This is a genomic window from Clostridium drakei (genome assembly GCF_000633595.2).
Lineage (GTDB): Bacteria > Bacillota > Clostridia > Clostridiales > Clostridiaceae > Clostridium_AM > Clostridium_AM drakei.
Genome location: NZ_JIBU02000012.1, coordinates 93,112 through 109,292 on the forward strand (window position 1 = coordinate 93,112; position 16,181 = coordinate 109,292).

11 protein-coding genes are annotated in these 16,181 nt (G+C 30.6%); all 11 read left to right on the forward strand.

Annotation, left to right across the window (positions count from 1 at the left end; translation table 11 throughout):
• The first annotated feature begins 10 nt into the window (after nt 1-10).
• The 11 genes from EG57_RS0206150 (at nt 11) to EG57_RS0206200 (ending at nt 15,875) form a co-directional block, all read left to right on the forward strand.
• Nucleotides 11-1,933, forward strand: a complete 1,923-nt coding sequence (locus EG57_RS0206150; RefSeq protein WP_032076389.1) for an oxidoreductase — start codon at nt 11-13, stop codon at nt 1,931-1,933.
• A 37-nt stretch (nt 1,934-1,970) separates the two neighbouring features.
• Nucleotides 1,971-2,840, forward strand: a complete 870-nt coding sequence (locus EG57_RS0206155; protein WP_032076390.1) for a shikimate dehydrogenase — start codon at nt 1,971-1,973, stop codon at nt 2,838-2,840.
• 194 nt (nt 2,841-3,034) lie between these two features.
• On the forward strand, nt 3,035-4,237 hold the full coding sequence (locus EG57_RS0206160; protein ID WP_032076391.1) for an MFS transporter: 1,203 nt from the start codon (nt 3,035-3,037) through the stop codon (nt 4,235-4,237).
• A gap of 294 nt (nt 4,238-4,531) precedes the next feature.
• Complete coding sequence (locus EG57_RS0206165) at nt 4,532-5,836, forward strand: MFS transporter (protein WP_029159276.1); 1,305 nt, start codon at nt 4,532-4,534, stop codon at nt 5,834-5,836.
• Nucleotides 5,837-6,081: 245 nt separating this feature from the next.
• Complete coding sequence (locus EG57_RS0206170) at nt 6,082-7,395, forward strand: MFS transporter (RefSeq protein WP_032076392.1); 1,314 nt, start codon at nt 6,082-6,084, stop codon at nt 7,393-7,395.
• A 121-nt stretch (nt 7,396-7,516) separates the two neighbouring features.
• On the forward strand, nt 7,517-8,473 hold the full coding sequence (locus EG57_RS0206175) for an alpha/beta hydrolase (protein ID WP_032076393.1): 957 nt from the start codon (nt 7,517-7,519) through the stop codon (nt 8,471-8,473).
• A 402-nt stretch (nt 8,474-8,875) separates the two neighbouring features.
• Nucleotides 8,876-9,748 carry a shikimate dehydrogenase gene (locus EG57_RS0206180; RefSeq protein WP_032076394.1) on the forward strand — a complete coding sequence of 291 codons (873 nt, stop codon included), beginning with the start codon at nt 8,876-8,878 and terminating at the stop codon, nt 9,746-9,748.
• Nucleotides 9,749-10,081: 333 nt separating this feature from the next.
• The gene (locus EG57_RS0206185) at nt 10,082-11,386 is read left to right on the forward strand and encodes an MFS transporter (RefSeq protein WP_032076395.1); all 1,305 of its coding nucleotides are present in this window, start codon (nt 10,082-10,084) and stop codon (nt 11,384-11,386) included.
• Between the two features lie 167 nt (nt 11,387-11,553).
• Nucleotides 11,554-12,258, forward strand: coding sequence for an MgtC/SapB family protein (locus tag EG57_RS0206190; protein ID WP_029159281.1), 705 nt, complete (start codon nt 11,554-11,556; stop codon nt 12,256-12,258).
• 71 nt (nt 12,259-12,329) lie between these two features.
• Nucleotides 12,330-12,977 (forward strand): DUF4397 domain-containing protein, encoded by a 648-nt coding sequence (locus EG57_RS0206195; protein WP_032076396.1) that lies wholly within the window; start codon nt 12,330-12,332, stop codon nt 12,975-12,977.
• Nucleotides 12,978-14,099: 1,122 nt separating this feature from the next.
• On the forward strand, nt 14,100-15,875 hold the full coding sequence (locus tag EG57_RS0206200; protein WP_032076397.1) for a DUF4365 domain-containing protein: 1,776 nt from the start codon (nt 14,100-14,102) through the stop codon (nt 15,873-15,875).
• Nucleotides 15,876-16,181: the final 306 nt, after the last annotated feature.

A 16,181-nucleotide genomic window follows, 5' to 3' on the forward strand; every position in this document is an offset into this window, starting at 1 on the left:
GAGATTTTTTATGATGTTTAAATCCATGTTTGCTCCAATAAAAATTGGTCCAATGACAGTTCCAAATCGTTTTGTTGTTTCACCTATGGGAAACAATTTTGCAAATACAGATGGAACTATGAGTGATAAATCATTGGCCTATTATAGTAAACGTGCTCAAGGTGGTTTTGGATTAATAACTTTTGAAGCTACAGTTGTGCATAAAGAAGCTAAGGGAGGTCCTAGAAAACCTTGCTTATTTGATGATAGTACAGTAGAAAGCTTTAAACGTGTTATTGACGCTTGTCATGAAAATGGTGCTAAAATATCTATTCAGCTTCAACATGCAGGGCCTGAGGGTAATGCAAAAGTTGCTGGATATCCATTAAAATCTGCGTCAGCAATACCATCAGCATTAGGTCGTAATATACCTGAAGCAATGACTACTGAAGAGATTTATGAATTAATTGAAGCATATGGTGATGCAGCAGTACGTGCGAAGAAAGCTGGAGCTGATGCAGTAGAAGTACACTGTGCACATGGATATCTAATTAGTAGTTTCCTATCTCCAAGAACAAACAAACGTGTAGATGAATTTGGAGGATGCTTTGAAAATAGAATGAGACTTCCTCGTTTAGTTATTGAAAATATTCGAAAAAAAGTTGGACATTCTATAGCTATTATATGCCGTATAAATTCTAGTGATGAAGTTGCAGGTGGATTAGATGTTCACGATAGTGCAGTAATTGCTGCTTATTTAGAAGAGTGTGGTATTGATGGACTTCACGTTTCACGTGCTGTACATCTTAAAGATGAATATATGTGGGCACCTACAGTTATACATGGAGGCTTCAATGCTGAATTAGTTACAGAAATAAAAAGAGCAGTAAATATTCCTGTTATTGTTGTAGGACGTTTTACAGAACCACATTATGCAGAAATATTAGTTCGTGAAGGAAGATGTGATTTAGTAGCCTTTGGACGTCAAAGCTTAGCTGATCCAGAAACACCTAATAAGGCTGCAGCTGGATGCTTGGATGAATTAACTCCATGTATTGCTTGTTTACAAGGATGTGTTTGCAACATGTATCAAGGAAAGCCAATTACTTGCCTTGTTAATCCACTACTTGGAAGAGAAAATGAGTTAAAACAAGCAGATACTAGTAAAAAAGTAGTAGTTGTTGGAGGCGGAGTTGGTGGTATGCTTGCGGCATGGGTATGTGCTAAGAGAGGCCATGATGTAGCATTGTTTGAAGCAACTGATACACTTGGTGGACAAATGCGTTTAGCAGCTTATCCTCCAGGAAAAGGCGACATTACAAATATGGTACGTAGTTATATCAATAAGTGTAACAAATATGGTGTGAAAATCCATATGAATACAAAGGTAACTCCTGAAATAGTATCACAAGAAAAACCTGATGCAGTAATTTTAGCTACAGGAGCAACACCACTTGTACTTCCTATACCAGGAATCAATGAGTCTGGATTGATCCATGCAGTTGATCTTCTTGATGGAAAAGAAGTTTGTGGAAAAAAAGTTCTTGTTGTAGGAGGCGGTATGGTTGGATGTGAAACAGCTGCTTTCTTAGGAGAACTTGGACATGATGTTACTGTTGTAGAACTTCGTGATGAAGTAGGAGCTGATGTAATATCAGAACACCGTAAATATTTAATGAAAGATTTTGATGAATATAAAATTAAAACTATTACAGGAGCAAAAGTTGCAAAATTCTTTGAAGATGGCGTAGACTATACACTTGCAGACGGAGTAGGACAAAGTGCTCATGGTTTTGATTCAGTAGTTCTTGCTATGGGATCACGTAACTATGATCCATTAAGTGAAGATGTTAAAAAAGTTGTAAAAGAAACTTATGTTGTTGGAGATGCAACAAGAGCACGTAGAGCATTAGATGCAACAAAAGAAGCACTAGATGCAGCATTACAAATATAATGCTATAGCACTATAACAATTTTAGGGGGCTTACATTATGGAAAAAAGAATTTCAGGAACAACAGCTTTATATAGTTTAATAGGTACACCAGTGGGACATTCAGGATCTCCTGCTATGTACAATTACAGCTTTCAAAAGACAGGAATAGATTCTGCATATTTAGCCTTTGACATTTCTTTAGAAAAAGTTCCTGATGCTATTGCAGCTATTAAGACTTTGAATATTAAAGGGTCAAATGTCACAATGCCATGTAAGAGTGAAGTAGTTAAATATATGGATGAGCTATCTCCAGCTGCTCGTATAGTAGGAGCAGTAAATACTATTGTCAATAACAATGGTAAATTAACTGGAAATATTACAGATGGTGTTGGATTTGTACGCAGCTTAAATGAAAATGGAGTAGAGGTAAAAGGTAAAAATATAACTATTATTGGTGCAGGTGGTGCTGCAACGGCTATTCAAGTACAATGTGCTTTAGATGGAGCTAAGGAAATTTCCATATTTAATATAAAGGATGATTTCTATAAAAGAGCTGAAGAAACTATTGAAAAATTAAAGCAAGAAGTACCACAATGCGTTGTAGAGTTATACGACTTAGAAGATAGACAAAAGCTTAGAGAAAAAATTGCATCTTCTAATATTTTAGTAAATGCAACAAGAGTAGGAATGCACCCTCATGAAGATGAATCTCCAATAAAAGATAATTCAGTTTTTAGAAAAGATTTAGTTGTATCAGATACAGTATATAATCCAAAACAAACAAAGTTTTTAAAAGCTGCTGAAGCTGCTGGATGTAAGACAGTAGATGGGACAGGAATGTTATTATGGCAAGGAGCAGAAGCCTTTAAGTTATATACTGGATTAGAAATGCCAGCAAAAGAAGTTAAGGAATTATACTTTAAGTAATGGCTAACATTTAGTATCCAATTAGGTTGGATTTATAAATCCAACCTAATTATTAAAACAGAAAAGTTAATAAATTAACAAAAAAAGTATATAAAAATTAACAAATTAATAACAAATTGCAGACGGAATTTTAATATATAAAAATATAATTTTTATCAATAAAACTTTTAGATGAAGAATGAGAGGAGAAAAAAATGAATAATAAAAAATATTATCCAACGGCCTTAGCATTATATTTCACCTATTTTGTACATGGTATTGGGGTATCAATTTTAGGACAATATAAAAAGGATTTTGCTACTGCTTGGGGAGGACATGTTTTAGCTAATGGTAATATTGATGTAAGTATAGTGCTTGCTGTTATCGCTGCACTTGGACTAGGTCGTCTTATTGGATATCCTTTTTCAGGACCTATTTCAGATAAGTTTGGAAGAAGAGTTTCAGGACTAATTGGTATAGTACTTTATGTGTGTTATTTCTTTGGTCTTATATTAGCACCAAATATGTATGTTGCTTATATATTTGCACTAATTGGTGGTGCTGCTAACTCATTTTTAGATACATGCGTTACTCCATCATGTTTAGAGATCTTTGTAAATTCTGGTGATGTTGCTAACATGTTTACTAAATTCTCTATATCTATATCTCAATTTTTACTTCCATTTATGATAGGTATCGTTTCAGCAAACCACATGACTTATAAAACTATTTTCATTGTGACAGGTATTTTACTTGCTATAGATGGCATCTTAATTGCATTTATGCCTTTCCCTCCAATGAACACTGGTGCTAAGAGTGATAAACCTAAGGAAGAAAAGATGAAATTTACACCAACTAGCATTGCAGTTATTCTTATTGGTTTTACATGTACATCTACATTCCAATTATGGTTAAACTGTAATCAAGAATTAGGAAAATTATATGGGCTTGCTAAGCCAGCTCAAATTCAATCATATTATGCAATGGGATCAATGGTAGCAGTACTTTTAACAGCAGCTTTAGTAAAGAAATTCCTTAAACCAGTTAAAGTACTTGTTCTTTATCCTTTGCTTTCAACAATAATGCTTTTGATCATATACTTTGTACAGACACCAACGATTTGTTTAATAGGTGGATTTGTAATTGGATTTACAGCAGCAGGTGGAGTGCTTCAGTTAGCTGTATCTACAGCAAACTCAATGTTCCCAGCAAATAAAGGTAAGATTACTTCCATAGTTATGATTTCATCTAGTGTAGCAAACTATGTTATTTTAAATGCTGCTGGTGCTATAACAAGATCTGGTGGTACAGATGGACCAAAATATGTAGTTTTATTTAATGCAGTAATTACTATTATTGGTGTAATACTAGCTTTATATGTAAACAGACAATATGCAAAACATGCAGTAGAACAATAAAAATATATTAGAACAATAGAATAGAACATATTAAATAAAACTTAATTGCAGATATTATGATATTTGCAATTAAGTTACATCTATTTCTTGAAAAATAATTTTTTGAAAATTTTAAATTTTGAATTGTGAAAGTTAAAATTAACCCAATCAATTATACATATAACAAAGATTTTGCTTAGATGTTGAAAAAAATTAGCAAAAAACGTACATAAAATAATATATTATTACATATTTCATGTTAACTTTTAAATTATTGAAAACATAAATTATGAAAATTTATACAGGAGGGGAAAAATGAGAGAAGTAATTATGGAGAAAGAAGAAAGAAAAGCAACTGGCAAGAGATGGTTTATATTGTTATTAGTGTGCATAATAACATTTGTAAATTATCTTGATAGGGCGAATTTATCGGTAGCGTCAACAGCAATATCAAAGGAATTTGCACTAAATCCTGCTGTAATGGGATTGATATTCTCAGCTATGAGTTGGGCATATACTTGTATGCAAATTCCATGTGGGTGGTTTCTTGACACATTTGGACCTAGATTAGTATATGGAATTGCTCTTTTAGGTTGGTCCTTAGTTACAGGAGTTATGGCATTTGCTTCTGGCGTAAGTAGTTTGATAGCTTGTCGTATTGGTCTTGGCTTTTTTGAAGCACCAGCTTTTCCGGCAAATAACCGTATTGTTACTACTTGGTTTCCATCTCATGAACGTGGTTTGGCAATTGGGGCTTATACTGGCTCGGAATATGTAGGACTTGCACTTTGCACTCCAATTCTTACTTGGCTTTTAGTAACATTTGGCTGGAGATCAATTTTTATTACTACTGGTGTACTTGGAGTACTATGTTTTATAGGTTGGATTGCTTTTTATCATGATCCTGCTTCTGCAAAAGGTGTTAATAAGGCAGAGCTTGATCTCATTAAAAATGGAGGAGGACTTTCCGACACTATAAAAGAGAAGAGAAAGATTAGCTTAAGAGAATTAAAGTATCTTTTTAGTAATAGACAATTGTGGGGCATGTATATAGGTGGATTTTCAATTGCCTCAATACTGTTCTTTTTTATGACATGGTTTCCATCTTATCTTGTAAATGAAAAACATATGGCTATATTAAAATTTGGTATATATGGCGCAATACCATATTTTGCAGCTATTGCTGGTGTATTTGTAGCTGGAAGATGGTCTGATTGGATGCTTTCAAGAGGACTTAGTATGAGTATATCTCGTAAAATGCCTGTTATTATTGGTTTATTACTATCTGCTATGATTATAGGTGGTAATTATACAAATAATATCACGTTAGTTATAATTTTTATGTGTATTGGTTTCTTTGGACAAGGTATGGCATCAACTGTTTCCTGGGCATTGCTTTCTGAAATAATGCCAAAGAATTTAGTTGGTTTATGCGGAGCTACTTATAATTTTATAACTAATATGGGAGGAGCGTTATCACCTCTTATAGTTGGATATCTGATTGCTAGAACTGGTTCATATTCTTCAGCATTAGTCTTTATATCAATTATGGGTATTATAGGTGCTATATCTTATATATTTATAATTGGAAAACCTGAACGTATTGTAATTTCTGATTAATGTATCAATAATTGCTAAACTATGAGACAAAGAATAATTGATATTTTCAAATTACTTGATTGGAATTGATTTTACTTATTTTATCTATAAAACACCATCATATTCATGACAAGTATTTTATCTATGTGTAAAATGTTTTGACAAAAAGTGAGTATGATGGTTATTAGTATAGGTTGTATGTTAATTTCTAAATTATTAAGAAATATGAACTATATTACAAATTATTCAGTAAGGGGGAGTATGTTATGGAAACTTCAACAAAAAAAATACCTGGAGCAAGATGGATATATATTTTGCCAGTATGTTTTATTACAACTTTTTTCTATTTTATAGATAGACAGATTATAAGTATAGCACTGCCAGGAGGACTTCAAAATGGGCTTGCTTTAAATTCTACAATGGCAGGTTTAGTGGCAGGAGTTTTTTCTATTGGTGTATTGTTTCTTTCTGTACCAGCTGGACAGCTAGCTCAAAAGGGAAAAGTTAAAAAGTTTGTTTCAATTTGCATTGCTGGATGGAGTATATTTACTATACTTACTGGATTCGTTCAAACCGGTTGGCAATTAGTAGCAGTTAGATTTGTTATTGGATTTTTTGAAGGTGCATTTTCTCCTGCAATTACTACTATATTCACATTCTGGTTTCCAGATAAAGATGGAGAAAGAAACAGAGCAAATTCAACTTATTTTACAGCAATTTCAATAGCAGCAGTTTCTATGGGACCTATTGGAGGAACTCTTATACAATTTTATGGATGGAGAAGTTTATTTATAATACTTGGCTTATTAAGTTTAGTAGGTTGTGCTCTATGGCATTTTTTTATTTTTGATAGACCAGAACAAGCAAAATGGTTAAGCAAAGAAGAAAGAGAGTATATAGAAACAACTATACAACAAGAACGTGAAGAAGCTAAAAAAGTAGCAGGAAATGTTGAAGTAAAAAGTGAAAAATTACCTTTAGGACTTTTATTACGTAACAAATATGTATGGAGTTTATGTATTGTGGGTTTTACTGTAAATATAGGTCAATTTGGTTATACTATTTGGATGCCTACAATGATTAAAGCTATTACCAAAACTAATATTTTAAATGTAGGATTTATATCTATAATACCAAATATTTTTACAGTAATTGGTCTTTGGGCATGGACTTACATTGCAACCAAGGTAAAGAATAGAAGGTTGACTACAGGTTTACCGCTTGTTATGTTTGCAGTATCTTTGTTAATAGCAAACTTTGCAGGAGGTACATTAACTCCAGTAGCTGAAATTGCATTATTATGTCTTGTTAGTATATTTGTACAAGGACATATGCCAAGCTATTACTCAATACCATCTCTTGTGTTAGTAAAGGAACTTGATGGTCCAGCAAGAGGTATGATGGCTGTTGCTATGGGATTAGGATCATTTGTTGGTCCATATGCAGTGGGGTATTTTATTACATTAACTGGTTCATCAAAAGCTGGAATGTTCTTTTTAACAGCTATGCTTATAATTGGTGGTTTATCTACATTATTATTACCAAAAAATATGATAGCAAATACTTCTGCTTCTAAGTAGGGAGAAGTTTCTTAAAATCTTTAATAGTTATTGATAAATTCTAATTACTAATTGTAATTATGGATTTATGATATTTACTTTTTATTATATGTAAAATATTATTATTTAGGAGGAAGTTGTTATGGATAGAAATGACGCAATTGGTAGGGAAGTATCAAATGAAGCACTTTTAATGCTTGAAGTAGAAAAGGTTTTCAAAAAAACTTATTTGGATATTTCATATGCTAATGAAAGTAAACATCAAAAGATGGATATAATTATTCCAAATGAAGGTGAAGGCCCATTTCCAGTAGTTATTAATATTCATGGAGGTGCATGGTTCTTTGGAGATAAGAGAAATGTACATACAAGATCAAGTATCCAGTTGGCTTTTAAAGGGTACGCTGTTGCAACTATCAATTACAGATTAAGCGGTGATGCAAAATGGCCAGCACAAATATATGATTGCAAGGCAGCTGTAAGGTTTTTAAGAGCAAACTCAGCTAAATATAATATAAAAACAGATAAAATTGGAGTTATAGGAAATTCGTCAGGAGGACACCTTGCTGGAGTTATGGCAACTACAAATGGACGTTCTGAATATGAAGATTTGTCAATGGGGAATTCAGAATATTCTAGTGATGTACAAGCTGTAGCTGCATGGTATGGAATTTTTGACTTTATTAATATAGAAAATCATAAAAAACAACTTGTTAAAGTGGGAGAAACCTATAAAGGTGAAGATGATGGTGTTTTAGATCGTCTAATGGGATGCAGCATGAAAGGAAATGAAGACAAATATGCTGATGCATCTCCAATTTACCAAATGAATGCAAATATGCCTCCAATGCTAATTCAACAGGGGACATCTGATAAAGTAGTACCATATCTACAAGCAATTGATTTTTTCAACAAGTATATAAAGTTTTGTGGAGATGAGAATGTGCATATTGATATATTAGAAGGAGCTATTCATGGTGATGATGCTTTTAGGACTAATGAAAATATGTATAAAGTTCTTAAATTTATGGACAAGTACATCATGGGAGTTCAAGGTAGATCATATGGAGAAATTCCTGAAATTCCTTTAGCTAAATAAATATTAAAAACTATTATATAAGGAGTGATACATAATGAAAAGATGATTTTTAAGTTGATTAGAAATCATCTTTTTACATAATATAATTTTTTATACCAGAATAAGTAATAATTATACAGGGGATTACAATACATAGAAAAAAGCTATTAATAATGATAAAAATATGTATTAGAATTGTTAAAATATAAATAGTATAATATAGACACAAAATGTTAAAAAAATAACTATATATTAAGTGGTGAATAATGATGAAAACAAATACTTTTTGTAAAATTATTTCTTTAAAAATTACATAAAATAGTTATTTACGTACTTTAAGATAACGATTACTAAAAATTATATTAATTTAGAGGTTGATTATAATAATATATAAAAATTTTAAGGTTAAAGGAGAGAATTATTATGGCAGAAAGAATTACAGGACATACAGAACTTATAGGATTAATAGCATACCCAATTAGGCATTCAAGCTCACCAGCAATGCACAATGAAGCATTTGCAAAATTAGGATTGGACTATGCTTATCTTGCATTTGAAGTAGGTAATGAAGAGTTAGAAGATACTATAAAAGGCTTCAGAGCAATGAAAGTACGTGGATCAAACGTATCAATGCCTAATAAAACAGTAGTACACAAGTACCTTGACAAGGTATCAGAAGCAGCAGAACTTTGTGGTGCAGTTAATACAATTGTAAATGATAATGGTGTCTTAACTGGACATATTACAGATGGTATTGGATACATGGAAGCATTAAAAGATGCTGGTATTAATATCATTGGTAAAAAAATGACCATTGTAGGAGCAGGTGGAGCAGCTACAGCAATAGAAATACAAGCAGCTTTAGATGGAGTAAAGGAAATATCAATTTTCAATCGTAAGGATGAATTTTATGCTCGTGCTGAAAAGACAGTAAAGGATATCAATGAAAAAACAAATTGTAAAGCAATTTTATATGATTTAGCAGATCTTGATAAATTGAAGGAAGAAATTAAGGATAGTTATATATTCACAAATGCAACTGGTATGGGAATGAAACCTTTAGAAGGACAAACTTATATTCCTGACCCAAGTTTTTTAAGATCAGATTTAATTGTAGTAGATGTTGTTTATTCACCAAGAGAAACAGCATTGTTAAAAATGGCAAAAGAGGTTGGATGTAAAACAATGAATGGGTTAGGAATGATGTTATTTCAGGGAGCAGCTGCATTTAAATTGTTTACAGGAAAAGATATGCCTATAGAACATATGAAAAAGGTGCTAGATATTAAATATTAATTAAGATTTATATGTGTATAGTGAATAAGCTATGTGAATACTAGAAATTGAATTATATTATGTAATTAATAAGTTACACATGGGTTGGATTTTAAAATTCAACCCAATTATAAAAATAAAACATTTAATGAGTTAATAAAAAAGGAATTTATAGAATAGTGCATATTAAAGTAGTATAGTGCAAATCAATTTTAAGTATATGAAAAAAATCATTTATATAATACAATATATTAGGAAATTATAAAAATAATTATCTGAAAATTTCAAAAAATACAATTAAATATATATAATAAACAAATTTAAGCAACTTTAATTGGAATTGGAGGAATATTGATGAAACAAAGTAATATGAACAATTTACAAAACAAACCAACTAAGAAAAGATGGTTTATACTATTTTTAGTATGTACAATAACATTTATAAATTATTTGGATAGAGCTAATCTTTCTGTTGCTGCACCATTTTTATCAAAAGATCTTAATTTAAATCCTGCTCAAATGGGATTGATATTTTCAGCATTAGGTTGGTCATATACTTGTATGCAAATTCCTTGTGGATTTTTGCTTGATCGTTTTGGAACTAAATTAATATATGGAATTGCACTTTGTGGATGGTCAATATTTACTGGTGCTATGGCGATTACGTATAATGTTGCAAGTATAATTGCTTCTAGAATTGGACTTGGATTTTTTGAAGCACCTGCTTTCCCTGCCAATGGACGTATTGTTACTACATGGTTTCCATCTAAGGAGCGTGGACTTGCAATAGGAGCTTATACTGGTGCTGAATATATTGGACTTGCACTTTGTACTCCTATAATAACATGGATTTTGATAAATTTTGGATGGAGAGCTGTATTTATAGTTACAGGGGCATTGGGACTTTTGTTTGCTATTGTTTGGTTTACTTGTTACAGTGATCCTGCTAAAACAAAAGGTATTAATAAAGAAGAACTTGATCTTATTAAAGATGGTGGAGGACTTTCAGATACTGTAGCAGAGAAAAGAAAAATTACTTTGAAAGATTTAAAGTATCTATTTTCAAACCGTCAATTATGGGGTATGTATATAGGTGGTTTTTCCATTGCTTCAATACTATTTTTCTTCATGACTTGGTTTCCATCATACCTTGTAAGTGAAAAACATATGCCTATACTAAAAGTTGGAATTTATGGAGCATTACCTTACTTTGCAGCAATTGCTGGAGTTCTTATATCTGGAAGATGGTCAGATTGGATGGTTTCTAAGAATTTAGGAATGAGTATATCAAGAAAACTTCCTGTTATTACTGGATTATTATTGTCTTCTGTAATTATAGGAGCTAATTATTCCAATGAGGTTAATACTATAATTACATTTATGTCAATAGCATTTTTTGGGCAAGGAATGGCATCAGCTATTTCTTGGGCACTACTATCTGAAATAATGCCAAAAAATTTAGTAGGATTGTGTGGCAGTACTTATAATTTTATAACTAATTTGGGAGGAACTCTATCTCCAGCTATAGTTGGATTTCTAGTTGCTAGAACGGGATCTTATTCTTCTGCATTGGTTTTCGTATCTGCCATGGGTATTTTAGGAGCTTTTTCTTATATATTCATTATTGGTAAACCTGAACGTGTTGTAATTCCTGATTAGAAAAAGTTTTGATTTCATAAAAGTAAATTGCGAAGCTCTGCTTCGCAATTTTTTTGAGGTTGTAATTAATACTATTAATTCATTAAATAAACAATAATAATTTATTATTAACTTAAAGTTTGTTATAATAAGATAAAAATTTACAAATAAATTAGGGAGTAGATTAAATGAGAGTTTATGAAGTTGCAGTTAGACTGCTATTGGCTATAATTATTGGAGGATTAATAGGATATGAAAGGGAATATCAAAATAGACCAGCAGGATTTAGGACACATATACTTGTATGTATAGGTGCTTGTGTGATATCTATGATACAACTATACGATGTTCAAAAGACTGTTGAAATGATAGGGCAAAATCCACAATTAAGCAGTGCTTTAAAGGCAGATATAGGTAGAATAGGAGCACAAGTGGTAAGTGGTGTAGGTTTCTTAGGTGCTGGTACAATATTACATGAGAAAGGTTCTGTTAAGGGGCTTACTACAGCTGCTAGCCTATGGGTAGTTGCATGTATCGGGCTTGCAGTTGGATTAGGTTATTATGTGTTAAGTATTTTATCAACTGTTGCTGTAGTCATTGCACTTGTTAGCTTAAAAAAATTTGAAGCAAAATTTATTGATAAAAGTAATTTGGTAAAATTGGAAATAGAATATATGGATAAACAAGGAATGGTACAAATGGTTAATGGATATTTTGAGGGGAAAAATATAAAAATAAAAAACATTGAGTTTTTAATTGAAGAAGTAGATGGATGCGAAGATGGATGTATGAAGAGTTTATATACCATATTAATACCAAGACATATAAGAAAATCGGAAATTATTAAACATCTTGCATCTATAGAAGAAGTTATAAGAGTAACGGTAAAGTAGATATCTTTAATAACAAAAAAATTATAATAACATATAATGGTATAGTATAGTAATATTGAAAGGTGATTTAGATGCTATTTTGTCCTTACTATAATAGCTATTTTAGACAAGGGCCAGGATATTCATATATTAGAGTTTTTCATGCTGCACCAGATGTATCACCAATAGATGTTTATGCAAATAATGATATTATTGCAACGAATCTTAGATTTAAAGGGTTTACAGACTATATAAGATTACCATTAGGAAGATACAGAATTAGAATTTTTAGAAGAGGTACTCAAATCAATCCTTTGCTGGACAGAAGTATAGTTATTCCTCAAGGTAAAATATTTACATTAGCTGCAACAGGTTTAATACCTAATTTAGAATTAAGAGCTGTAGAGGATACTATAGAACCTTTAAGACCTGGAAGAGCTAAGATTAGGTTTGTCCATTTTTCTCCAGGAGCACCTGCTGTAGATCTTACATTATATAATGGAGATATAATTTTCAAAAATGTTTCATATGGTGGAATTACTGAATATAAGGAAATTGCTCCTGGAAATTATAATCTTCAACTAAGAGTTGCAAATACGGATCAAAAAGTGTTACTTTTACCTAATACTAGATTTGGTCCAGATAAATTTTACACTATTTATGCAGTAGGTTTAGTAAATAGGGAACCTAAACTGCAAGTTGTAATACCATTGGATGGAAACACATATTTAAAATTTTAAAGTATGATCTTTACAAAATAAGCATAATGCGATACAAGAGTACAGTGGAAGTTTAAATTTTAACTTTTACTTCATGATATATGATAAGTGTGTCATCACGGCTAAATGTTTTAATTATTCTAAAGCTCGAAGTTTTTAAAAGTCTAAGAACTTTGTCAAACTCGGTTCCCTCAGACAGGACTAAAGTTCTAAGACTTTTAAAAACTTCGAGCTAAGAATAATATTAAAACAATTTAGCTAATGTGATGACACACTTATCATATATCACTACATAAAAGTTAAAATTTAAACTAGTAACTTCAAGTGTATGCGCATAAATACATCGTTGTAAATGATGTCGCTAAAATGATAAACATACCTAATACATGACGTTTGTGTAAGCACAAAGGATTAAACTTCTCCGTTGAATATTACCAATAATTTTAAAAGTCAAATATAGTTTCTATATATCGTACTGGTGTTCAGACATATTTTATCACAGGCGAAGATGGAATGGGAGTTCTAAATACTATTGAAGTAATTGTATCACATGAAGGAAATGAATTTCAAACAATACTAATATAAATGAAATTACAAATTAATTTATGATTTCTAAGATAAATTTAAATAAAATAATGAATGATAACAGCAGCTTGTATTTGAAAATAGATACAGGCTGTTGTTAATTTACAAAATAAAAATACAAGAGGATATAGACAAGTTTTAATTCTTCCTCCTGTCAGAATAAAAGCTAGTCCTTTATTTGGATATTCGGCAGAGTGTGTGGGTTGGGAATTGTTTGCTGTAAAAATCTGCATGTATGGGCATTAAAAAGACATGTCCATATGGATTTCTGCAGCAAGACAGATCTGTTGGAGTTATGCTTTTATATAGGTTGTATAAAATTAATATGGGTTACATGATGTTAAGCAATATTCGAAATAAAGGTAAATAAATTTTATTTTGTAAATATAAGTATTAATATGGGCAATATGGTATAATTTGATTAAAAATATTATAACGTATGTAATGTATTTTAATTATAGTAATTATGTCTATAAAGGAAAGATGTTAGACTGATAAAAGTAGTATTTTAATAAATAAGAATTAGCTTTAATTTTATGGTTAAGGATGTGAAATAGCATGATGCTAGATCCATTGAGAATTGAAATGAGATCAGTAATTAAAATAAAGGATTTTCTTACTCGAAATCAAAGGCTTATTCCAGATATTCGAGAAAATGATAAAACACCTTCTTGGGATGGAGAAATTATTGTTTATAAATCTAATTCCATTGCCAAAAAAGATATTGAAGGCAGGGTTCCTGTTCAGATTAAAGGTTCTGTTCAAAAAGATTTATCTCAATATACAATTAAATATACACTAGATTGCAGTGATTTACGAAATTATTTAAGTAGTAATGGAGCAATTGTATTTGTTATTTATATGAAAGATTATGATGAGTGCAAGATATATTACAATGTTCTGCTACCTTTTGATTTAAATAAGTTAATTAAAACAATGGGAGGACAAAAAACTAAAACAATTGAATTACAAGAATTTCCAAAGGATGATCCAATTGAGGTAGTAAATATTTTCATTAATTTCATTAAAGATCAAAAGTTACAAGGTGGAACTGTAGATCAGAGAGTTTTGTCCTTACGTAATATTAAAGAACTTGGACTTGAAACTGATGGATTCTATTTTGGTTATAGGGGTATAGGTCTTAACAACTTCACAGATGTAATTAAGTATTCTTTAACACATTCTACGTATATTTATGCACAACCTAAAGGATTTAATGTTAAAGTTCCAATTGATAAGATAGAGGTAGATCAAATTTTATCTGATATACCAGTGCCAATAACAGTTGATGATAAAATTTTTTATAGCAGTTGTAAAGTTATACATGAAATTGGTAAGCAGGTATTAAATATTGGAAAAAGTATTACTTTCGATATCAATACGGGAAAATTCAATTATAAGCCTTTAGGAAAATTATCTGAAAGAGTAAAAGATTTAAAATTTGTAATAGCATTACTAAATAATAAGAATATAAAAATCAATGGAGTCATTTTTTCAGCAGATAGCATAAAAGGTAACTATCTAGAAAATCTAAAAAATCAAGAAGAATATTTACATGGACTTGAAGAAATTCAATCAGCTTTAAATATATTAGGGGTTAAGAAAGATTTAGAGATGGACAAACTTTCAAAGAAAGAATTAGATAAATTATTTTTATTAGTAAAATCAATTCTTTATGATGAGTATGTACCACTTAGTGTTAATAATAAGTCTGGAATTGGTAATTTGGATATAAGTAATATAACTATTAGATTGTTATGCATTGAAGTTGAGGCAGGAAAGTATAAAATATTTAATTTTTTTAGTGATAACAATCTTTCTTGCAAGGCTACAGTTGATGGAAAAGAAGTTGCTTTAAGCGTTTATAGCTACTTAAAAAAAGAAGACTTTTTAACAGTATCGAATATAAACTATTTAAGAATAATAGAATCAATTATTCATGCACCAAAATCAAAACTGCAAGATGAATTAGCAAATATATTAGTTTTGGAGATGTTGAAAGCTTATGATGAACAAAAAGAGAAAGATTTAGAAATTCTGAATTCAGCACAAAAGATTATGATGTGGCTTTTAGAGAGAGCTACTATTGATTTAGAAATTCTAACAGTAAATAAGTTTCAAATTCTTAAAAGAATGAGACCACTTTTGTCGGATGAATTACAAGAGATTTCTAAAATTAAATACAACACAACTGATGAGGCAATTTTAACAGCGGTGAGTATTTTGTTGGATAGTTTTCTAGAGGCTAAGTTACATTATGACAGGATTTCAGAAGAACGTCGTAAAGAATTTGATGGATATCCCATTACAAATTTATGGACAGAGAATAAGTAAAAATTATTGTTCATGTGAAAATCATACTATATAAAATAAGCTGTTAAAGTTTATAAAAATTAATAGGTAAAGTAGCTATCTAATTACAAAACTTTCAAATAGCTAGGTTAGTACAAAATCAATATATGAGATTCATGTTATACATGTACTTATTACATTAATAATATGTATAAGAACTATAATAAAAAAATCTTTCAGTGTAAATTAGGAAAAGCTATGATAACTATACTTCAAGGTAAAAGTGGTAGCCTAGCTATTGATATTAAAACACGTTAATAAAAAAGTGCTATATATGATGATTATATG